This window comes from Cobetia sp. AM6 (genome assembly GCF_009617955.1).
Lineage (GTDB): Bacteria > Pseudomonadota > Gammaproteobacteria > Pseudomonadales > Halomonadaceae > Cobetia > Cobetia amphilecti.
The window spans coordinates 3,385,100-3,406,047 of the sequence record NZ_AP021868.1 but is presented as its reverse complement, the minus strand read 5'-3'; the positions used below and the strand labels follow the sequence as shown (position 1 = coordinate 3,406,047).

The 20,948-nt window shown below is 63.0% G+C and carries 19 protein-coding genes and 1 tRNA gene; 9 read left to right on the top strand and 11 right to left on the bottom strand.

Annotated features, from left to right (window positions below):
• Window positions 1-61 precede the first annotated feature (61 nt).
• Together CLAM6_RS14350 and CLAM6_RS14345 are read left to right on the top strand one after the other, a co-directional pair.
• Entirely contained in the window at window positions 62-1,201 is a 1,140-nt protein-coding gene (locus CLAM6_RS14350; RefSeq protein WP_153636461.1) for a hypothetical protein, read from the top strand.
• A 230-nt stretch (window positions 1,202-1,431) separates the two neighbouring features.
• Window positions 1,432-2,475 carry a quinone-dependent dihydroorotate dehydrogenase gene (locus CLAM6_RS14345; RefSeq protein WP_153636460.1) on the top strand — a complete coding sequence of 348 codons (1,044 nt, stop codon included), beginning with the start codon at window positions 1,432-1,434 and terminating at the stop codon, window positions 2,473-2,475.
• A gap of 833 nt (window positions 2,476-3,308) precedes the next feature.
• On the opposite strand, the gene rmf is transcribed toward CLAM6_RS14345, so the two are convergent.
• Window positions 3,309-3,518 (bottom strand): ribosome modulation factor, encoded by a 210-nt coding sequence (gene rmf / locus CLAM6_RS14340; protein WP_043334308.1) that lies wholly within the window; start codon window positions 3,516-3,518, stop codon window positions 3,309-3,311.
• 488 nt (window positions 3,519-4,006) lie between these two features.
• On the opposite strand from rmf, the gene rlmKL reads away from it, so the two are divergent.
• Both rlmKL and CLAM6_RS14330 read left to right on the top strand, forming a co-directional pair.
• Window positions 4,007-6,223, top strand: coding sequence for a bifunctional 23S rRNA (guanine(2069)-N(7))-methyltransferase RlmK/23S rRNA (guanine(2445)-N(2))-methyltransferase RlmL (gene rlmKL, locus CLAM6_RS14335; protein ID WP_153636459.1), 2,217 nt, complete (start codon window positions 4,007-4,009; stop codon window positions 6,221-6,223).
• Window positions 6,224-6,226: 3 nt separating this feature from the next.
• A complete protein-coding gene (locus CLAM6_RS14330) occupies window positions 6,227-6,577 on the top strand; it encodes a glutaredoxin family protein (protein WP_153636458.1) in 351 nt (116 codons plus the stop codon).
• A gap of 93 nt (window positions 6,578-6,670) precedes the next feature.
• Here the strand turns inward: CLAM6_RS14330 and CLAM6_RS14325 are convergent, their stop codons facing one another.
• Window positions 6,671-6,949 (bottom strand): WGR domain-containing protein, encoded by a 279-nt coding sequence (locus CLAM6_RS14325; RefSeq protein WP_043334304.1) that lies wholly within the window; start codon window positions 6,947-6,949, stop codon window positions 6,671-6,673.
• A gap of 211 nt (window positions 6,950-7,160) precedes the next feature.
• Between CLAM6_RS14325 and pdxB the strand changes: the two genes are divergently transcribed.
• Complete coding sequence (gene pdxB, locus CLAM6_RS14320) at window positions 7,161-8,339, top strand: 4-phosphoerythronate dehydrogenase PdxB (RefSeq protein ID WP_153636457.1); 1,179 nt, start codon at window positions 7,161-7,163, stop codon at window positions 8,337-8,339.
• 303 nt (window positions 8,340-8,642) lie between these two features.
• Entirely contained in the window at window positions 8,643-10,199 is a 1,557-nt protein-coding gene (gene nhaC / locus CLAM6_RS14315; protein WP_153636456.1) for a Na+/H+ antiporter NhaC, read from the top strand.
• A 99-nt stretch (window positions 10,200-10,298) separates the two neighbouring features.
• Here nhaC and argE read toward each other — a convergent pair whose 3' ends face one another.
• Genes argE through CLAM6_RS14290 form a run of 5 tightly spaced genes read right to left on the bottom strand, consistent with a single transcriptional unit; the run spans window position 10,299 to window position 14,581 of the window.
• Window positions 10,299-11,453, bottom strand: coding sequence for an acetylornithine deacetylase (argE, locus tag CLAM6_RS14310; protein ID WP_197738690.1), 1,155 nt, complete (start codon window positions 11,451-11,453; stop codon window positions 10,299-10,301).
• 8 nt (window positions 11,454-11,461) lie between these two features.
• Window positions 11,462-12,226 carry an ABC transporter permease gene (locus CLAM6_RS14305; RefSeq protein WP_153636454.1) on the bottom strand — a complete coding sequence of 255 codons (765 nt, stop codon included), beginning with the start codon at window positions 12,224-12,226 and terminating at the stop codon, window positions 11,462-11,464.
• Window positions 12,219-12,944: an ABC transporter permease gene (locus CLAM6_RS14300; RefSeq protein ID WP_043334300.1), complete on the bottom strand. Its 726-nt coding sequence runs from the start codon at window positions 12,942-12,944 to the stop codon at window positions 12,219-12,221. Before CLAM6_RS14300 ends, CLAM6_RS14305 begins: the two co-directional genes overlap by 8 nt.
• Window positions 12,945-12,988: 44 nt before the next feature.
• Window positions 12,989-13,762, bottom strand: coding sequence for a transporter substrate-binding domain-containing protein (locus CLAM6_RS14295; protein ID WP_153636453.1), 774 nt, complete (start codon window positions 13,760-13,762; stop codon window positions 12,989-12,991).
• An 18-nt stretch (window positions 13,763-13,780) separates the two neighbouring features.
• The gene (locus CLAM6_RS14290; protein ID WP_277876244.1) at window positions 13,781-14,581 is read right to left on the bottom strand and encodes an ATP-binding cassette domain-containing protein; all 801 of its coding nucleotides are present in this window, start codon (window positions 14,579-14,581) and stop codon (window positions 13,781-13,783) included.
• 234 nt (window positions 14,582-14,815) lie between these two features.
• Here CLAM6_RS14290 and CLAM6_RS14285 point away from each other — a divergent pair, with 234 nt between their 5' ends.
• Window positions 14,816-15,640 carry a dimethylarginine dimethylaminohydrolase family protein gene (locus CLAM6_RS14285; protein ID WP_242007688.1) on the top strand — a complete coding sequence of 275 codons (825 nt, stop codon included), beginning with the start codon at window positions 14,816-14,818 and terminating at the stop codon, window positions 15,638-15,640.
• 10 nt (window positions 15,641-15,650) lie between these two features.
• Window positions 15,651-16,274, top strand: coding sequence for a TetR/AcrR family transcriptional regulator (locus CLAM6_RS14280; protein ID WP_131432646.1), 624 nt, complete (start codon window positions 15,651-15,653; stop codon window positions 16,272-16,274).
• Window positions 16,275-16,385: 111 nt separating this feature from the next.
• Here the strand turns inward: CLAM6_RS14280 and htpX are convergent, their stop codons facing one another.
• The 4 genes from htpX to msrB all read right to left on the bottom strand — a co-directional run bounded on the left by htpX (window position 16,386) and on the right by msrB (window position 20,603).
• Window positions 16,386-17,285: a protease HtpX gene (htpX, locus tag CLAM6_RS14275; RefSeq protein WP_107336103.1), complete on the bottom strand. Its 900-nt coding sequence runs from the start codon at window positions 17,283-17,285 to the stop codon at window positions 16,386-16,388.
• A gap of 208 nt (window positions 17,286-17,493) precedes the next feature.
• Entirely contained in the window at window positions 17,494-18,732 is a 1,239-nt protein-coding gene (locus CLAM6_RS14270; protein ID WP_043334294.1) for a pyridoxal phosphate-dependent aminotransferase, read from the bottom strand.
• Window positions 18,733-18,970: 238 nt separating this feature from the next.
• Window positions 18,971-19,948, bottom strand: a complete 978-nt coding sequence (gene ylqF, locus CLAM6_RS14265; protein ID WP_043334293.1) for a ribosome biogenesis GTPase YlqF — start codon at window positions 19,946-19,948, stop codon at window positions 18,971-18,973.
• 232 nt (window positions 19,949-20,180) lie between these two features.
• Window positions 20,181-20,603 (bottom strand): peptide-methionine (R)-S-oxide reductase MsrB, encoded by a 423-nt coding sequence (gene msrB, locus CLAM6_RS14260; protein ID WP_043334292.1) that lies wholly within the window; start codon window positions 20,601-20,603, stop codon window positions 20,181-20,183.
• A 268-nt stretch (window positions 20,604-20,871) separates the two neighbouring features.
• Here msrB and CLAM6_RS14255 point away from each other — a divergent pair.
• A tRNA-Glu gene (locus CLAM6_RS14255) sits at window positions 20,872-20,947 on the top strand.
• The last annotated feature ends 1 nt before the right edge of the window (window position 20,948 follow it).

Sequence of the window (20,948 nt, the reverse complement as noted above, 5' to 3'; positions counted from 1 at the left end):
GCTGCGGCGCTCGCTGGAGGCTTCTGTTTTCAAAGCATCAGTACAACAAGGCAGAGACACCATGTCACATCGTGCATTACCCCTCGCCTGCGCCCTCGCGCTCGGCCTGTCCACTCTGGCATCCCAGGCCGTGCTGGCCGATGGCAGCCCCGCTCAGCAGCGTGCAGAAGAAGCGGCAGGCAAGCTGGACATCTCCAAGTTCCTCAAGCCGCGCAGTGATGCCCACAGCCAGAACTTCCTGTTCGGCGGCACCAGCGTGCACCAGTTCACCATCAAGGAAGCTGGACGCTACGAAATCGATGGCGTCGCCAGTTTCGATGTGACCGACCCCTACACCATGAAAGCCACGCTCGAGAGTGAGCAGGGTGAGGTCGTGGCCACTGCAGAAGGTGACAGGGCTTCCGATGGCTTGAACATGAATACCGAGCTTGAGCCGGGCGTCTACAAGCTGCGTGTGCGCGCCGACAAGCTGGGGGCTGGCAAGTCGGGCGGCAACACCTATGAAATCAACGTCGCAGGCCTGAGCGAGAGTGGCGAGAAGCTGTCTGCCGAGGAAAGCGGCATCGAGACCGGCAACGGCCTGGTCTTCCTCGACACCGATGGCGATGGCCGTCGTACCGCCTTCGTCGATGCCAACGATGAAGTCGCGACCATCAAGCCGGCCACCGTTGCCGCTGCCGAACAGGCCGCCCGCGAGAAGAAGGCTGCCGAGACGGGCAATGCGGCAGCTGAAGGTGCTTCCGCTACAGGCGCCGCCGCTACTACGACAGCCGCGACAGCTGCAGCCGAGACGTCTGCCGCTGCTGCCACGACCGCTGCTGCCACGGGCAGTGCAGCCGTGACGGAAACCGAGGCCGAAGCGGAGCCGGATCGTCGTTTCGACGAGATCGTCACCGATGTGCGCATTCTCGAGAAGGGCGAGGTCATGACCTTCGACGTCGCGGACCGCGGCACCGTGACCATCGACAGCGAGACCTTCCCGGGCAGCGAAGGCACCTACAAGCTGCAGATGCGCCTGCTGGACGAGAGTGGCAACACCGTCGCCAGCGACAAGGGCGAAGGCTTCCAGGGCGACTTCCACCTCAAGACCGTGCTGGAACCGGGGCGTTACACCGTCTGGGTCAGCGGTCAGAAGTTCGGCTCCTCCATGCAGGGCGTCAACAACTACACCGTGCGCGTGCAGCAGCTCGACGTGAAATGATCTGCATGGCATGACCCCGACACCGTCGGGTGTGACACAAGGGCGGCCCAGCGGGCCGCCTTTTTTGTTGCCCTGAGCATGAGCAATGGTGTCGGCCTTGGCGTGAGCGATTTTATCGACAGCAGCGCGAGCGTGCCGGCGCGCAGTGTCTGTCCCCGCGGGCTTCGGGTATACTTCGCGCCCAGCTATGCTGTCGTCACGACCCTGCCGCCCGCTGTCTGGAGATCATCATGTACTCGTTTGCTCGCTCGCTTCTCTTCAAGCTCGACCCGGAAACAGCTCATGGTGTGACGCTGAGTGCGCTGGACATGGCACATCGACTCGGCATGGCGCGCGGTCTGGGCGGTGAAGCGCCGCGTGATCCGGTCTCGCTGATGGGGCTCGAATTCCCCAATCGCGTCGGTCTTGCGGCAGGGCTCGACAAGAATGCCGATCACCTTGATGCGCTTGCCGCTCTGGGCTTCGGCTTCGTGGAGGTCGGCACGGTGACGCCGAAAGGGCAGGACGGCAATCCCAAGCCGCGTCTGTTCCGGCTGCCGGAGCATCAGGCGATCATCAACCGCATGGGCTTCAACAACGCTGGGGTCGAGCATCTGGTAGGCAAGGTCAAGGCCAGCCAGGCGCGTGCTGCCTCCGGTGTCGTGTTGGGGATCAACATCGGCAAGAACCTGACCACGGCGGTGGATGATGCACTGAGCGACTACCTGCTCTGCCTCGATGCCGTGCATGCGCATGCCGACTACATCACCGCCAATATCTCGTCGCCCAATACCCCGGGGCTGCGCAATCTTCAGTTCGGTGATCATCTCAGCCAGCTGCTGGCCGGGCTTCGCCAGCGTTGCGATCAGCTCGATGCCGAGCGCGGCAGGAAGGTGCCGCTGGTAATCAAGATCGCGCCTGACATGGACAACGAGGAAATCCTGTTCGTGGCGCGCGTGTTGGCGGACAACGGCATCGATGGCGTCATCGCCACCAACACCACCATCGAGCGTACGGCGGTCGCGGGTAGTCCGCATGCGCAGGAGGCGGGCGGACTTTCCGGCGCCCCGGTGCGTGAATCGTCGACGCGGGTGATTCGTGGCCTGCGTGAAGCGCTGCCGAACATGCCGATCATCGGTGTGGGCGGTATCACCGATGGCGAGAGTGCGCGGGAGAAGATCGCCGCGGGGGCGGATCTGGTGCAGCTGTATTCCGGGCTGATCTACCGCGGCCCGGCATTGGTCGGTGAGTGCGCGCGTGCACTGGAGAAGGCCGATACCCTGATCAAGGTGTGATCCGGCCTGGGCTCCGTCGCAGCGTGATGCTGGTATCTCCCACTCACGGCGCTTCAAGAGAGGGCCGAGTGGGGAAGGGCAGACACAGAAAAGCCGCCTCCTGACATCAGAAGGCGGCCTCGGTACCGGCGTGAATGATGATATGACAACGGCAGGGAAGTGATGCGTGATCTGCCGTTGTCGTGTTGGCTGCCATGTCCAGCCAGCGTGCACGATGCGAAGCGCTTTTGCCGTCAGAAACGGCGGTTGGGGGTTGGCCCCTTGAGCTCATCGGGTGCGTGGATGGTTGAAGCAGGCCTGGAAAGAACCTGCTGATGCAGTCAAGGTGAACGTTTGCCCGTGTCGTGCTCCGCGCTGGACCGTCGTCCTCGCAGGCCGTCGCCTGCTGCGCCTCCTCTTCTGGAGCCATACCACGATTGAAACGACACGAGCGCCAACATCTCGGCCTTTCAGGAAGTGAAGCGAGTCGGCCCCATTGCCTACTGCGTCTCTTGCCTGTCAGTGCCGCGCGTCATCAAGATAGAAATAAGGCGTTACCTCCCTGGTGATTTGACGTGTCGCTGGGCGACTTCCGTGGGATTTTCCGGGTGATGTCGCTAAACCGACTCACCGTGAACACCTCGAGTCCTCTCTGTACGTGCCAGCCGACCCTGTAACATGTCAGAAGCCGGTGGCGTGATGCCGGAGAATCCGCTTGGGCAGCGCATCAGGCTGCGTCGGCGGGGTGAAAGGCGCCAGGCGCCGTATTGCCAGTGTCATTCCGTGACGTGCCGCTTTCCTGAAATGGGATGACCTCCTGGTCGCGGATGATGAACCTTGGCGTCATGTGGTGCTCAGCTGAGCACCATGGGGTTCTTGTGGATGCCGGAGACGCCGGTCATTCCCGACCACTGGTCCCCGCGGCCTTCACGCCAGCCGCTCATCCAGAATTCACGTAGATTGACATCGATACTGGGACAATCATCACGGGAACGGCCGGTGACACCAGCCTTGTAGCCGTGAACATAGGCACGCTGAAAGCGATCACGTTTCTGTCTCTTCATGGATGACCTCTAAGTGAGAACCCATCGGCACTGTGTGTCAGTGATGGCGAGACGTACCCGGCGAGACCTTGTCTGGCCGCGGTTGTCCCTGCCATTGGACATGCCGAGTGAGAGAGTTGGCCGATGCCCTGTCGGGCACTGCCGGCCTCGTGCATCATCACCTCGCGTCGTTGGCCATTCTTGTCGGAAAAGGTCACGAGTGTGAGATGATGGAAGGTCTTGCCTGTATATGCTCGAGCGTGATGGTGAAAGAGCGACTGCCTTGCCGTGCCGGAAGTCCGATCTCCTGAGCGGCACAGATAGGCTGCCCGAATGAGGCTCGTGTCCCTTGATCCTCGATTTCGCATGGCGTGTCACCTTTCCGAATTGCAGCTACACCTATAGTTTTTAGAACACTGCCTCTGGCTTGTCGACAGCCGTATAGGAATATCGCTAGTGCCAGAAGCCAACTCACAGGAATAAGTCCGGCACCTGCCGGTGAGAGATTCATGACTGATACGACCTCTGCGACTACACCCCGCGCGCCCAGCAACTCGCTCTCTACCTGGTTTGCGACCTGCCCGCGTGGCATCGAAACGCTGCTGGCCGATGAGCTGACGGCTCTGGGTGCCGAGGTGACTGGCACGACCGTCGCTGGCGTACACTTCAACGGTAGCCAGGAAACCGCCTACCGCACCATCCTGTGGTCGCGACTGGCCAACCGCATCATTCGTCTGCTCACTCGCGTGGGTGGCGTCGACACCGGCGAGCAACTGCGCAAGGCGAGTGCGGGTGTCGATTGGGCGATGGAATTGCCAGATAGTGCGTCCATCGCCGTCGATTTCCACGGAACATGGAAAGACATTCGTCACACCTTCTTCGGTGCCCAGACCGTCAAGGACGGCATCGTCGAGGCGATGTTCGAGGAAGGCCGTAACAAGCCGACCGTCGATGGCAAGAATGCAGATCTGCGCATCTACGCGCACCTGCACAATGGCTACATCACTCTGGGCATCGACCTCGTGGGTCGCAGTCTGCACCAGCGTGGCTACCGTCCTGATCTCGCCCATGCGCCGCTGAAGGAAAACCTGGCGGCGGCCCTGCTGATGCGGGCCGACTGGCCGGCGCGTGCGGCGCGTGGCGAGAGCCTGGTCGACCCGATGTGCGGCTCCGGCACGTTGCTGATCGAAGCAGCCTTGATGGCGGCGGATATCGCGCCGCAGTCGCTGAACCATGACTTCGCCTGCCGCCACTGGGGGCGCCATGACGAGCGCATCTGGAAGGGCCTGTGGGAAGAGATGGAGCAGCGTGCCATTGCCGGACGCCGCAAGGTCACCGCGCGCCTGTTCGGTCGCGATCACAGCCCGCAGGCGATTTCTGCCGCGCGCTCCAACGCCATGCGTGCCGGCATTCCGGCGCTGATCGAGCTGGAAGGCGCCTCCGTCGCCGAGCTTACCTGTCCCGAGGGCGCCACCACTGGCCTGGTGATGACCAACCCGCCCTACGGTGAGCGTCTGGGTGAGCTGCCGGCACTGGTGCCGCTCTACGCAAGCCTGGGTGAGCGCATGAAGCGTCACTTCGGCGGTTGGACGCTGGGCATGTTCACCGGCAATCCGGACCTCGGCCATCGTCTCGGCCTGCGTGCGCATCGTCAGTACGCCTTCCGCAACGGCCAGCTCGACTGCAAGTTGTTGATGATCGACGTGGCGGCGCGTGAGCGTGCGGTCGACGAAGACAGCGTGGCCGAAGATGCCCGCAGTCAGCCCGCGCTGAGCGAGGGCGGCCAGATGTTCGCCAATCGGCTCAAGAAGAACCAGAAGTCACTGGCGCGCTGGCTCAAGCAGAGCGGAACTACCTGCTATCGCCTCTACGATGCCGACATGCCGGAGTATGCGCTGGCCATCGATATCTATGGCCGTCACGTGCACGTGCAGGAATACACGCCGCCCAAGTCCGTGGATGCCAGTCAGGCGCAGCGCCGCCTGATGGATGCATTGGCGGCGATTCCGCAGGTGTTGGGCTGCTCGCCCAACGATATCCATATCAAGCAACGCACGCGTCAGGCGGGCAAGGCGCAGTACACGCGCCAGGACAGCTCCGGTCAGCGTATCGAGGTGCAGGAAGGCGATGCCAGGCTGTGGGTGAATCTCAAGGACTACCTGGATACCGGCCTGTTCCTGGATCACCGTCCGGTGCGCAAGCTGCTGGGCAAGGAAGCGGACGGCAAGCGGGTGCTCAACCTGTTCTGCTATACCGCGACGGCCACCGTGCATGCGGTGCTGGGCGGTGCCAGCGAGAGCGTCAGCGTCGACATGTCCAATACCTATCTGGACTGGGGGCGCGAGAATTTCAAGCTCAACGGCATCAGCGAGAAACGCCATCAGCTGGTGCGTGCCGACTGCCTGAAGTGGCTGGAGCGCTCCCGCGAGGAATTCGACCTGATCTTCCTTGACCCGCCGACCTTCTCCAACTCCAAGAAGATGGAAGGCACCCTGGATATCCAGCGTGATCACGCGCGCCTGATCGACCTGGCGATGGCCAGTCTGGCGCCGGGCGGCACGCTGATCTTCTCCAACAACCATCGTCGCTTCGTGATGGATGACAGCGTCAGCCAGCACCATGTGGTGGAAGACCTGTCGCGCAAGCTGCTGGACCCGGACTTCAAGCGTCGTCCGGATATCCACCACGTCTTCCGCATCCGTCGCGCCAGCGATGTGAAGGGCTGAGCGATGGCCAGCGTCCCGCTGTGGCTCTACACCACGGCGGGCTGTCATCTGTGTGCTCGGCTGGAAGCCACGCTGCAGGCGCTGGGGGCGGATGTCACGCTCACGCGGGTCGAGATCGCCTTCGACACGCAGCTGAGCGAGCGTTACGCGACCCGCATCCCTGTACTGGCGAGCGCATCGGGGGCGGAGTATTCGCTGGCCGATGGCGAAGAGGTGTTGCCGGAGTGGTTGCGCGCGCAGGGCGTCGAGCAGCGCCTCGAGCAGGGTGTCGAAATCAGGCCCCCGGCCGAGCACGACTCAGCCACTGAGCCGCAGAGCCCCGCCCTGCGCAACGGGCGTCGCTTTCTGCGCTGAGAGGTGCAGATGTGTCGCTATAAGCTGGTGTAAAAAGACCGCCGCTACCTCAGGGTAGCGGCGGTCTTTTCGTGTCCGGCACCGTGCTGCGTACTAGCTCTCCAGCAGCGACATCTGGCGCATGGCGTCTTCGGCTTCCGGGCTATCGGCCGTGGCCTCCAGCACCTTGGTGTAGCCGCGTGAGGCCTGGATGTGGGCGAGATCGCTGACCCAGGTCATGGCCTGCTCGTGGCTTTCGGCGAGATCGTGCTTCAATCCGCCGAACTGGGTGCCGATCTGGCCCCATGAGCGGCTGACGATCCAGTCGCCGAACATGTCCTGATGCACATGGACCAGAACGTAATCGTGGTGGCTTTCCCAGCGGATGATCACGCGTGACTCCCGAGGCGAAACGATGGTGGCTGGACTCAATCATGAGCTTGTGACGCCCGTTGCGTGCGCCTAAGATGGCACGGCGACGGGCAAGCAAGCATACCATTGTAATCTTCACGTGCCTTGCGGCAAGGTGTGAAGTCACTCAGGCGCTCATGCTGGCCCGTGAACCCGCAGCGACACTCATTGCCACAGCAAGGAAAGGCAACAGATGCACATCATCGTGGACGATAACGTCCCTCTGGCAGAGGAATTCTTCTCCGAACTGGGAGAGGTGACCTGCATGCCGACTCGCGAGATCACCAATGCCGTCCTCAAGGACGTCGACATGCTGATCTGTCGCTCTACCTTGCGCGTGGATCAGGCGCTGTTGGAAGGAACGCGGGTGCGCTTCGTCGGCTCGCCGATCATCGGCACCGACCATGCCGATCTCGAATGGCTCGCGGCCAACGATATCCACTTCACCAACGCGCCGGGCTGCAATGCCGACTCGGTGGTGGATTACGTGCTGTCGTCGCTGTGGCATCTGGCCGAGCAGGAAGGGCTGGATCTGCAGCTGGACCGCCGCTTCGGCGTGGTCGGGGCCGGCCAGGTCGGGTCACGACTGGTCAAGCGTCTCGAGTCGCTGGGTGCCGAGGTGCTGGTCTGCGATCCGCCGCGTGCCGCGCTTGAGGGCCAGAGCGAGGAGCGCCCCGAGAAGTCCCGTTTCGTGGACCTCGATGAGCTGGCCGCCGAGTGTGATGTCATCTGCGTGCACACCCCGATGGTCACCGGTGGCGAGCACCCGACCCATCATCTGATCAATGCCGAGCGTATCCGCGCCATGAAGCCCGGCAGCGTGCTGCTGAGTGCCGGCCGCGGTGGCTGTGTCGATACCGCGGCGCTCAAGCAGCGCCTCAAGGAGCAGGCTGACCTGCTGACCGTGCTGGATGTGTGGGAAAACGAGCCGGATATCGATGCCGAGCTGGCCGCGCTGGTGGACATCGCCACGCCGCACATCGCCGGGCATAGCCTGGATGGCAAGATGCAGGGCACCGAGATCATCTATCAGCAGGCCTGTCGTCACTTCGGGCTGCCGGCGCGCCGCAAGCTGGGTCAGCTCAAGCCGGACCCGTGGCTGCGCAAGCTGGTGCTGACGGGCTGGGCGCCGCCGGAAGAGGCGCTGGGGCTCTGCGTACGCGCCTGCTATGACGTGCGTCGCGATGCGCTGGGCCTGCGTCGCTATCAACGTCGGTTCGGCAATGCCGAGGGGTTCGTACGTTATCGACGGGAATATCCGCTGCGTCGCGAGTTCTCCACGCTGCGCGTCGAGCTCAAGAAGAATGCCCGCGAACTGCGTGAGGTACTCGAGGGCTTCGGCTTCTCCCGCGTCAAGCTGGTCAGCAAATGATCACGGCGTGACTCGCAAGCCGCCCTGCAACGCCCCTGTCAGCTCTGCTGGCGGGGGCGTTCGCGTTGTGGAGGTCGCCTGATGGACGACGACCTTGCCGCATGCCTGAAACCCTGACCGTTTCGGTCTGCGACCTTGGTCGATATAATGCGCCCCAGATCGCCTGGCGACACGCGCCGGGGCTGGCCTTGACGGCATGCCCCGCCTGACGCTGCGGCGTTGCTCCCCATTCTCCGTGTCTTCTGCCATGCCCGTCATCACGCGGCGTGTCGGCGTCCTCATTTCTTGAAGATGGTGTCTTGAATGCAACAACACCCTGATAACTCTGCTGAGGACAGCGGCTATCGTCCGCCTTCTCTGCTGGATGCCCTGATTCCCATCGTGCTGGTCATCGCCATGCTGGTGCTGGCGGTGGTGCTGTTCGGTGCCGATGCCTCCTGGGGGCCCAATCAGGTCGCGCTGCTGTCCGGCGCGATGATCGCGGGCCTGATCGGTCTCAAGAACGGCTATCGCTGGAGCGATATCGAAGAGGGGATCAACAAGGGCATCCAGATCTCGCTGGGCGCGATCCTGATCCTGCTCGCGGTCGGCGCGATGATCGGCACCTGGATTCTCGGTGGCACCGTACCGGCGATGATCTACTACGGTCTGGACGTGATCGCGCCACAGTACTTCTATGCCTCCGCCTGCCTGCTGTGCGCGCTGGTGGCGCTGTCGGTGGGCAGCTCGTGGACGGTCGCCGGTACCATCGGCATCGGCCTGATCGGCATCGCCGATGGCCTGGGGCTGTCCGAGGCGATCACCGCCGGCGCGGTGATTTCCGGGGCCTACTTTGGTGACAAGCTCTCGCCGCTGTCCGATACCACCAATCTGGCGCCGGCAGCGGCCGGCACCACGCTGTTCGCGCATATTCGTCACATGCTGTGGACGACCGTGCCCAGCATCCTGCTCGCGCTGGCAGGCTTTCTGTGGCTCGGCCATGACTCCGTCTCCAGCCTGCAGACACCGGAGCAGGTCGCCAATCTGCGTGCCCAGCTGGGCGAGCAGTTCAATATCGGCCTGCACCTGCTGATTCCGCTCCTGGTGCTGCTGGTGATGGCCGTGCGTCAGATGCCCGCCTTCCCGGCCATCTTCATCGGCGCGGTGCTGGGCGCCGTCTTCGCGGTCATCTTCCAGCCGCAGGCGGTGGTGGGGCTGGCAAGCGTCACTGACATGTCCACCGCCATGGCGCTGCTCAAGGGCGTGTGGATGTCGATGTTCGATGGCTATGTCTCCCACAGCGGTGATGAGGTGATCGACTCGCTGCTCTCCAAGGGCGGCATGAGCAGCATGCTCAACACCGTGTGGCTGATCCTGTCGGCGATGACCTTCGGCGGCGTGATCGAGCGCCTCGGCCTGCTGGAGCGTCTGGTACAGAGCCTTCTGGGCGCGACACGCAATGCCGGTTCGCTGGTCATCACCACGCTGGGGACCTGCCTGGCCTCCAACGTGGTGACCGGCGATCAGTACATCTCGGTCATCCTGCCGGGGCGCATGTATCGCGCCGAGTTCCGTCGCCGCCGCCTGGCGCCGGTCAACCTGTCGCGCGCGTTGGAAGACTCCGGCACCATCACCTCGCCGCTGATTCCCTGGAACAGCTGCGGCGCCTACATGGCGGCCACCCTGGGCGTCGCGACCTTGAGCTACCTGCCCTTTGCGCTGTTCAATCTGATCAATCTGGCGCTGGCGGTGGCCTACGCCATGGTCGGCTTCAAGCTGGAGCGCCTTGAGGAGGGCGAGGGAGCTGAAGGCGTGGAGCCGACGCCGCTGGCCGAGTCACTGGTGCTGGATACGCCCCACGAGACCTCGGAGTCACGCTGACTCAGTCCCGAGATATAAAGAGAAAAAGCCCGCCACGTGATCCACGTGGCGGGCTTTTTTTGCGGCTTACAGGCGCGGCAAATTCGTTCTTCTCAGCGCTCAATCCGCGCACTGGTGCTGCATGAGACGCGCGAGGAAGTCACGGTATCGCTCAAGTTCCGCCATCTCGATGTATTCGTCTGCCTTGTGAGCCTGTGCGATGGAGCCGGGCCCACACACGACGGTGGAGAAGCCGCGGTCCTGGAACCAGCCCGCTTCCGAGCAGAAGCCGACGCCACAGCGCTCACTCTGTCCCGTCAGGGCGAAGGCCAGCGCCTCTGCCTTGCCGTCGGGTTCCGGGGTGAGTGCCGGCACCGAGGCATAGTCCTCCAGTGTCTGGATGCGGCAGTCGGCTGAATGCTGCTGCATCTCGCGCGCCAGTTGTGCGGTGAAGTCATCGAAGCGTGCACGCACCGCGTCAGGCGGATCACTGGGCAGATTGCGCAGCTCCCAATGCAGACGAGCGTCCTTGGCAATGATATTGGGGGCATTGCCGCCCTGCATGGCGCTGACGTGCAGGGTGGAATAGGGCGGCTCGAACAGCTCTCCCCGGGTGGCATTGGTGCGCAGCTCGTTTGCCGTGCGCTCGAGTTCCGAGATGATGCGCGCGGCGTAGAAGGTGGCCGAGACGCCAAGGTCTGGCCGGCTCGAATGGGCCGGGACGCCCGTCACCTCCGTGCGCCAGGAGTGCACGCCCTTGTGCGCTGACACCACGCGGCCTTGCGTCGGCTCGCCGATGATGACGGCGGCGACCTCGGGCAGTGTCTCGCGCATGTGGTCGATCAGCGGCAGGCAGCCCATGCAGGTGCTTTCTTCGTCATAGGAGAAGGCGAGATGGATCGGCCGCTTGAGAGGCGATGCGAGAAACTGCGGCACCATCGCCAGACACAGCGCGATGAAGCCCTTCATGTCCACCGAGCCGCGACCGTACAGGCGCCCCTCCTTGAGCGTGGCCTGGTACGGGTCCTGCGACCAGGTCTGCCCCGTGACGGGCACGGTGTCGGTGTGACCGGAAAGCACCACGCCCCCGGCGACAGGCGGCCCTATCGTCGCCAGCAGTGAGGCCTTGTCGCCTTCGGCATTCGCCAGCACGGTCGCCTGGATGCCGTGCTCGGCCAGCAGGTCACGCACGAAGTGGATCAGCGCCAGATTGGAGCGGTCCGACGTGGTATCGAAGGCGATGAGGCGAGTGAGGATGTCGAGGGTACGTTGCATGTCAGGCCTCATGAAGCGTGGCGTTTATCGAGTGTGCGAAAGCCGAGGGTGATCAGTCCCGCGATGACGAGATAGATCAAGGCCATCAGCAGCAGCGGCTCGTAGACGATATAGGTTTCCTGGCGGATACGCCCGAAGACGGCATAGGTATCGATGGCGGAAATGGTCGCGACCAGTGGCGTCGCCTTGAGCTGGATGATCAGCTCGCCATTCAGCGTGGGCAATACCCGTTGTACGGCTCTGGGCAGCCAGATGCGTCGGAGAATGCTGAAGGGAGACATGCCCAGCGAGCGAGCCGCTTCAAGTTCGCCGCGCGGTACGCCGGCAAAGGCGCCGCGCATGATCTCGCCTTCATAGCCCGCGAACGACAGGGTCAAGGCACAGAAGGCGTAGATCCACGGATCTGCCAGCACCGGCCACAACCAGCTGCCACGCAAGCCCGGGATATACGGAAACAGAGACCCCAGTCCGTAGTAGAGAATCCACAGCTGCAGCAGCAACGGGGTACCGCGAATCAGATTGCAGAACCCTCGCGCCAGCCACGCCAGCGGACGCGGCCCACGTGCCTGTGCCAGCCCCAGCGGGATGGCCAGCAGGAAGCCCGCCACACTGGTGGAGACCAGCAGCATGAGTGTCAGCAGTATGCCTTTGCCGATCTCGCCGCGGTACTGGGCGACCCACTCCCAGTGCATCTGGGTGCCGATCGCCACCAGGATGGCGACGACAATCGCGATCAGGACGAGGCGATGGGGCGGAAGTCTGGGCTCAGCCATGGTGGGCCCCCTTGTCCATGCGACGCTCCAGTGTCTTGAACAGCAGGTTGGAGGCAAGCGATACGATCAGGTAGAGCACCCCCGCGGCGCCGAGAAACAGCAGATAATGGCGGGTGGAACCGGCTGCCTGACGCGAGGCCAGTGTCAGCTCCGTGAAGCCCACGACCGCCAGCAATGCCGTGTCCTTGGTCGCGATCAGCCATAGATTGGAGAGACCCGGCAGGGCGCCTGGCAGCAACAATGGCAGCGTGATGCGGCGCAGGATGGTGAAGGGCGCCATGCCATGCGCCAGTGCGGCCTCATGCATTCCCTTGGGGATGGCATTGATGGCACCGCGGATGACCTCGGTGGCATAGGCGCCCTGCACCAGAGCGATGACGGCCACCCCGGCGACGAAGGGGCTGATCTCGAGGGGGCCGAGGCCGACGGCGCTCGCCAGATGGTTCAGGGCATCCGGCGCTGCGAAATACACCAGCAGGATCAGTACCAGCTCGGGAACCGCGCGTATCACCGTCGTATAGCCGGTGAGCAGATCCCGGGTGACGGGGCCACCCGAGATCTTGCCCGCAGCGCCCGCCATGCCGATCACCAGGCCAATCAGATAGCCGCTCGCCGCTACCTGCAGCGATAGCACCAGACCATCCAGCAGAGCGCCTCCCCAGCCCGGCGGCGTCAGCGACAGCAGCTCGCCGATGCTCATGTTGCGATAGTCAGCCATGCAATTTCCTCATGCGGTATGGCGAAGTCGAGACGAGGGCGGCTTCAATCTCCGTAGATGTCGAAGTCGAAGTACTGCTTGCTGATCTCGTCATAACGCCCGCTGGCACGAATCTCGGCGATACCGGCATTCAGGCGCTCCAGCAGCTCGCTGTCGCCCTTGCGCACGCCGAATCCGACGCCGGACCCCAGGATGCTCTCGTCGTGCGCGACATTGCCCTTCATGTCACAGCACAGTTCGCCATCGTCGCTCGCGAGATAGTCATCCAGCACGAGGATGTCGGCCAGGGTGGCATCGATGCGTCCGGCGAACAGGTCCTGGTTGGCCTCATCCTGGGTCTGGTATTCACGCACTCGAGTGTCGGGGAAGTGGCGCTTGGCATAGGTCTGATGAATGGAGGCCGACTGCACGCCCAGTGTCTTGCCGGCCAGTCCTTCTGGCGTCGGCGTGATCTCGTCGCCCTTGGCACCCATGACGGCAGCGCTGGTCTGGTAGTACTTGTCCGAGAAGTCGATGACCTTGCGGCGCTGCTCGGTGATGGAGAGTGAAGCGGCGATCGCATCGATCTTGCGCGTGGTCAGCGCCGGAATCAGGCCATCCCAGGAGGAGGTGACAATCTCGCACTCAAGCTCTGCCGCGGCGCAGACGGCATTGGCGATATCGACTTCCCAGCCGGTCACGCTGCCATCGGACTTCAGGGTGGCGAACGGCGGGTAGGGCTCACTGGCGAAGCCGACACGTACGACGTCGGCCTGAGCTACGGTGCTCAGAGACAGGGCGATGGCCCCGAGAGATGCGATAGCGGACAGGGTTTTCATTGTTGGTCTTCTCCTGGTTCAGGTAATCGAGCCGATGAACTGCTTGAGGCGCTCGGAAGAGGGGGAGCGGAATATCTGGTCGGGGGTGCCCTGGGCCTCGATGTTGCCCTGGTCGAGGAAGATGACCTTGTTCGCGACATCAGCGGCGAACTTCATCTCATGGGTGACGATGACCATGGTGCGTCCTTCGGCAGCCAGGTCGCGCATCACCTCGAGCACCTCGCCGACAAGTTCGGGGTCCAGTGCCGAGGTCGGTTCATCGAAGAGCAGCACCTCCGGCGACATGGCCAGGGCTCTGGCGATGGCGCCACGTTGCTGCTGGCCGCCGGAAAGCGTTCTCGGGTTGGCCTGGCGGTGGGAGTAAAGCCCGACGCGCTCCAGCAGCTGGTGAGCATGCTCCCGAGCTTCTGCGCGGGACTGACCGAGCACCTGCATCGGCGCTTCCATGAGGTTCGCTTCGAGGCTCATGTGAGGCCAGAGATTGAAGTTCTGGAAGACCATCGTCAGGCGAGCTCGCAGCAGACGCAGCTGTCGGCGATTGACGGGTTCGAGTCGCTGACCGCGCCGCCGCAGCGCCACGTCCTCGCCCAGCAGGCGCAAGGACCCGTCGCTGGGTGTCTCGAGCAGGTTGATGCAGCGCAGCAGGGTGGACTTGCCCGAGCCGCTGCTGCCGATCAGTGAGATCACATCACCACGCTGGGCGGTGAGGTCGATGCCCTTGAGGACTTCGCGTCCAGCAAAGGATTTCCAGAGTCCGCGAATGTCGATGACGGCATCGTCATTCTTGTCGGTCAACGGGGTGGCAGGGGAGTGAGGCACGCGCGAGTCCTCTGATTGATCTTGTTGTTATGCACTCGGGTACTGACTATGCAGTTGCATAAAGTCATGTGCCTGTATAAAACTATGCATCTGTATAAAAATTATGCATCTGTATAACATTCGAGTCAATTGCGACTGACAGACCATCAAAATGAGGTTTCCTCCATGTCGAATACCCCCGCCTCCTCCCGGTTCGGTTGCCACTCAATGGCCGCTCGAATGACACGTGTCCTGATGCGCCGTCCTGGCGACAGCCTGCGCAATGCCGATCCGGCGGTCTGGCATTACAACCACTACTTCAATGCCGAGAAAGCCATCAGTCAGTACCAGGCTCTGGTCGAGATGGTGGAGGAGAGCGGTGCCGAGATCGTCTGGATGGAGGACACCAATGACGGGCTGTCAGATGCCATGTTCACCCGCGATGCCTCGGTGGTGACGCGTGCCGGCGCCGTGCTGTTCCAGATGGGCAAGCCGCTGCGCAAGGACGAACCGAATCGGCATGGTCAGGTCTATGAGCAGGCCGGCATTCCGGTCATCGGTCGCCTGGAAGGTGAGGCGGCCATCGAGGGGGGCGACACCCTGTGGCTGGATGAGAACACCCTTGTCGTCGGCATGGGCTTCCGCTCCAATCGGGAGGGCGTGCGTCAGCTCAACGCGCTGCTCAATCCGCATGGTATCGAGGTGCTGGGCTTCGACCTGCCCGTCTGGGAGGGCGAGGCGGCCTGCCTGCATCTGATGTCGGTGATCTCGCCGCTGGCGGATGACACCTATCTGGTACATCCCAAGTTGATCCCTGCTGCACTCTGGACCTTGATGAAAGCGCGCGGTATCCGCTTCGTGATTGCCCCGGAAGAGGAGTTCCACCAGTCGCTGGGCCTGAGCCTCAATGTCATGCCGTTGGCGCCGAACGATTGCGTGATGATCGATGGCTTCCCCGGCACGCGTGCCGTGATGGAAGCCGCCGGCGTGCGTGTGCGCACTTTTGAAGGTGACGCCCTGTGCATGGCGTGCGAAGGTGGCCCCACCTGCCTGACCAATCCGATTCTGCGCGAGGGGTAATTCACGTTCCATGGCCAGTCGTCGAGACAACAATGCCCGAGAGGATGACCTGATCGAAGCGACCCTGACCTGCATTGCCAGCGAGGGAATCTCGCGCACGACAGTGCGGCGTGTCGCCGAATATGCCGGTGTCTCGAATGGGTTGATCCGCTTCTATTTCGAAGGCAAGGACAACATGCTCTACGCGGCCTATCGCCGCTTTCTGGAGCGCCTGTTGTCCGATGCCTCCGACACGATAGAAGGGCGAGAGCTGGCACCGCATGCGAGGTTGAAGGCCTTTCTTGAGGCCAATCTGTCACCGCCGATCGTGACGCCGCAGACGTTGTTGCTGTGGGCCAACTTTCTGCCGCTCACCTATGGCGACCCTCGCATGGCGGAGATTCGCCGCGAGGCCTATCGCGAAACGACCGAGCTGTTCCGTCATCTGGTGGAGGACGTTCTGGTGGCGGAAGGGCGTCAGGAAGACGAGACCCGGCTGCAGCATCTGACCATCGCGCTCAACGGGCTGGTCGATGGCCTGTGGATCGAGGGCGCCCTGCGGGGTGACTCGCTGAACGTGGGCGAGATGCAACAGATCGGCCTCGACGCTGCCGTGAATCTGCTGGGGCTGTCGGGGTGGGAAACGTTGGCGTGAGGGGCGGCATGTCGAGCGGCGCCCACTGACAGAAAAGCCCGCCACGTGGATCACGTGGCGGGCTTTTTGCTGTCTGCAGGGGCCAATCAGGCCGTGCAGGATTGGCGGAGCTTACTTGTAGGCAGCGGCCTTGAGCGCGGCGATACGGTCATCCAGCGGCGGGTGGCTGGCGAACAGTTGCTCCATCAGCTTGCGGCTCTTGCCGGTAGTGATGGCGAAGGCGGTCATGGTGTCGGGCATCTGGTCCGGCAGCTCATGTTCCTGCTTGAGGCGAGCTAGGGCATTGATCATCGAGCCGCTGCCCGCCAGGCCTGCGCCTGCGGCATCGGCACGGTATTCGCGCCAGCGCGAGAACCAGGCGACGATCATCGAGGCCACCAGGCCCAGCACCATTTCCAGCACGAACACGACCGCCATGTAGCCGAAGAAGCCCAGGCCGCCGTTCTCGTCATCGCGCTTGAGGAAGGCGTCGATGGCATGTGCGGCGATACGCGCGAAGAACATCACGAAGGTGTTCACCACGCCCTGGATCAGCGTCAGCGTCACCATGTCGCCGTTGGCGACGTGGCCGATCTCGTGCGCCAGCACGGCGCGCACTTCCTCGGGGCGCATGCGATTGAGCAGGCCGGCCGAGACGGCGACCAGTGCATCATTGCGGTTCCAGCCGGTGGCGAAGGCATTGGATTGCTGCGCCGGGAAGATGCCGACTTCCGGCATCTTGATGCCAGCGTCGCGCGCCAGTTCTCCGACGGTGTCCAGCAGCCAGCGCTCGGTGTCGTTCTGCGGCTGTTCGATGATCACGGTGCCGGTCGAGGACTTGGCCATCGTCTTGGACAGGAACAGCGAGATCACGGAACCGGCCATGCCGATGATGAAGCAGAAGATCAGCAGCGCCGTGTAGTTGATGCCGTTGGCTTCCATGTAGCCATCGAAGCCCAGCAGGCGCAGCGTGACACTGGCCAGCAGCACCACCGCCAGGTTGGTGATCAGGAAAAGGGCTATCCGCATCATGGGGTCAGGTCTCCAATGCCAATATATCGGTAGGGCGCAATTATCTGCCCGCGATACTGACAGTGAGATGAATCACTGGCGGTGGCGCGGGCAGAATTTGCGTCGACAGTCTGCAAGGACGGTCTGCAAGGACGGTCTGCAAGGACAGCAAGGTATCACCACTGGAGGCGACCTGCGTAGCCCCTTGATCACGGGGGCTGGGCCGACGTCAGGCCTTGCGACGTCGCGCCAGGAAGCGGCCGAGGCGTTCGATGGCTTCTTCCAGCTGGTCGGCGTAGGGCAGGGTGACGATGCGCAGGTGGTCCGGATTCGGCCAGTTGAAGGCGGTGCCCTGCACCAGCAGCATCTTCTCTTCCAGCAACAGCTCCAGCACCATCTGCTGGTCGTCCTCGAAGGGATACATCTCGGGGTCGAGCCGCGGGAACATGTAGAGCGCGCCCTTGGGCTTCACGCAGCTGACGCCGGGAATCTCGTTGAGCTTCTTCCAGGCCGCGTCACGCTGGGCCAGCAGGCGTCCGCCCGGCAGTACTAGGTCATTGATCGACTGATAGCCGCCGAGCGCCGTCTGGATGGCGTGCTGCGCCGGCACATTGGCGCACAGGCGCATGCTGGCCAGCATGTCGAGGCCGGAGATGAAGTCGGCCGCCGGGCGCTTGTCGCCGGAGAGAATCATCCAGCCGGAGCGGAAGCCGGCGCAGCGGTAGCTCTTGGACAGGCCGTTCATGGTCACGACCAGCAGATCATCGGCCAGCGCGCCGGTGGAGACGTGCTCGGTGCCGTCGTAGAGGATCTTGTCGTAGATCTCGTCAGAGAACACCACCAGACCGAATTCGCGCGCGACCTGCAGGATGTCCTTCACCACCGCGGGCGGATAGACCGCGCCGGTCGGGTTGTTCGGATTGATCAGCACGATGCCCTTGGTGTGGCTGGTCACCTTGGCGCGGATGTCCTCGATGGAGGGCGCCCAGTCCTGGGCTTCGTCACACAGATAGTGTACGGCGCGACCACCGGCCAGGTTGGCGGCAGCAGTCCATAGCGGGTAATCCGGCGCCGGCACCAGCAGCTCGTCGCCATCATCAAGCAATGCCTGCATGGCCAGCACGATCAGCTCCGAGACGCCGTTGCCGACGTAGATGTCCTCGATCCCGACACCCTGGATATCCTTGCGCTGGCACTCCTGCATGATCGCCTTGCGCGCAGAGTAAAGCCCCTTGGAATCACAATAGCCCTGCGCTGTCGGCAGGTTGCGCATCACGTCCTGCAGAATCTCTTCCGGTGCCTCGAAGCCGAAGGGCGCCGGGTTGCCGATATTGAGCTTGAGAATGCGATGGCCCTCGTCCTCGAGACGCTTGGCGTGTTCGAGAACCGGCCCGCGAATGTCATAGCAGACGTTGTCCAGCTTGTGTGACTTGCGAATTTCGCGGGGCTTTCTTTGCTCGGTATCCATGATGCTTTCCGTAGATCTCCGTCACGTAAGGTGTAGGGGCGAGCGTCCAGCATATCGCGCCGCTGGCCTGCCGCGCCACGGCCAAGGGCCAATAGCGTGGTTAAATTTGTGGTTTGAGATGTTCAGGCAGAAAAAAATCCCGCCAGAGGTTTTCTGGCGGGATTTTCAACTGGCATTCAGGCGTGTTCCGCGGACGGGAGCCAGACGAGAGTCGCGTTAGCGCCTTGTTCTGGTAGCGTTATTCGCTCTCTTGCTCACGCGTTTCGGCTCCATCTTCCGTCTCGCCACTGGCTTCCGGTACCGGCTCGGCAGGAATGTCGGCGGGCGTTTCCAGTGTCAGGCGCCCAAGCTTGCCGTCGCGCAGTTCATGCAGCAGCACCTCGGCACCGCGGTGCAGGTCGATGATGCCACCGGCACGCAGGCCACCGCGCTTGCTGGCGATCTCTTCCAGAATCGCTACCCCATTGAAGCCGGACAGCGCCATCAGATCGACCTTGCGCGGGCCATCACTCTCGACTCGCTCGGCGTCAGGGTTGGCGCTGTAGGCCGGCAGTGACTTCAGCTTGTAGCGTGCGGTCAGCTCCGTGGGGTAGCGCTTGGCCAGCTCGGCCGCGACGATCACCGCCACATCGGTGTAATCGATGGCGGTGTCGCGGATCGCGCCGCTGCCGGCCAGACGATAGGCGCTGGCCTGATCCTCGATCTTCGGCCACATCACCCCGGGGGTATCGATCAGGGCGATGCCACCGTCGATGCGAATCTTCTGCTGACGCTTGGTGACGGCGGGCTCGTTGCCGGTCTTGGCGATCTTGCGACCCGCCAGGCCATTGATCAGCGTCGACTTGCCGACGTTGGGGATGCCCATCACCATCACGCGCGCATCACGATCGACGCGGATATGACCGGCCATCTCGCGGCACAGGCGCGGGATCTGCTTGAGATCACGCGCCTCAAGCGTGGTGATCGCCAGTGCACGGGTGTTGGGCAGGGCATCGAAATACTCGACCCACTCGCGGGTGCGTGCCGGGTCCGCCAGATCGGCGCGAGACAGCAGCTTGAGTACCGGCTTGTGACGGGTCAGTTCGGACAGCACCGGATTGGTGCTGGAGTAGGGGAGGCGGGCATCGAGGACTTCGATGACCACGTCGATCTCGGGCAGCGCGTCCTTTATCTGACGGCGTGCCTTGTGCATATGTCCCGGATACCAGCCCAGCATGTCGCTTCTCTCCTGCCGTCAGGGGTATGACGGTTGTTCTGTCACCTCTGTCCTGCCTCCTTCTTCCCGCATGCCAGGGAAGGCGCTCATCCATCAGGGATGGCGCTATATGGCATGCGGGAGAGGAGGGGACGCGTATGGCGACGCATTCTATCAGAGGCGGCCTGGCCATGGAGGCGCGCTATCCGGTCATCACTGCCCAGCGCTCTATCGACTCTCCATGTCCCGGGCGTCAGGCGCGTATCGGCTTGAAGCGCAGCGCGACGGAGTTGATGCAGTAGCGCTGACCGGTGTCAGTCGGGCCATCCGGGAAGACGTGCCCCAGATGAGATTCGCAGCGGCGACAGCGCACTTCCACGCGACGCATGCCATGGCTGGTATCGAAGTGCTCCTCGACGGCGGCATCGGCATAGGGGCGGTCGAAGCTCGGCCAGCCACAGCCGGAGTCGAACTTGGTGTCGTTGTCGAACAGCTTGGCGTCACAGGCGATGCAGTGATAGGTACCCGGCGTCGGGCTGACTTCGTGATCGCCAGTGAAGGGGCGCTCGGTCCCTGCCTCGCGCGTCACCCGGTATTGCTCCGGCGTCAGGCGCTTGCGCCACTCCTCTTCACTGCGAATCAACTTGTCCTGAGTCTGCGGGTCTTGTTCGCTCATGATCTCTTCTCTCTATCTATGCGTTTCTCGAATGGCGCTCGTGTGAACCTGCAAGCAAGTTCTCCTGCGCGGCAATTCGAAAAGAGTGGCTGCCGGTCTTCACGCGAAACCCGGCACATACCCCAAGAATGCGGGCGTCAGGGCGTGACCACAAGCATGTGGTGGATGCACTTGGCCAACGCCGGAAAAATCCTGTTGAAGCAGGGGGTTGACGAAGGGGGAGGGTCTTTGTAATATACGCGCCACCTCGACGAGGCAAGAACGTTACGTCCCATTCGTCTAGTGGTCCAGGACACCGCCCTTTCACGGCGGTAACAGGGGTTCGAACCCCCTATGGGACGCCAC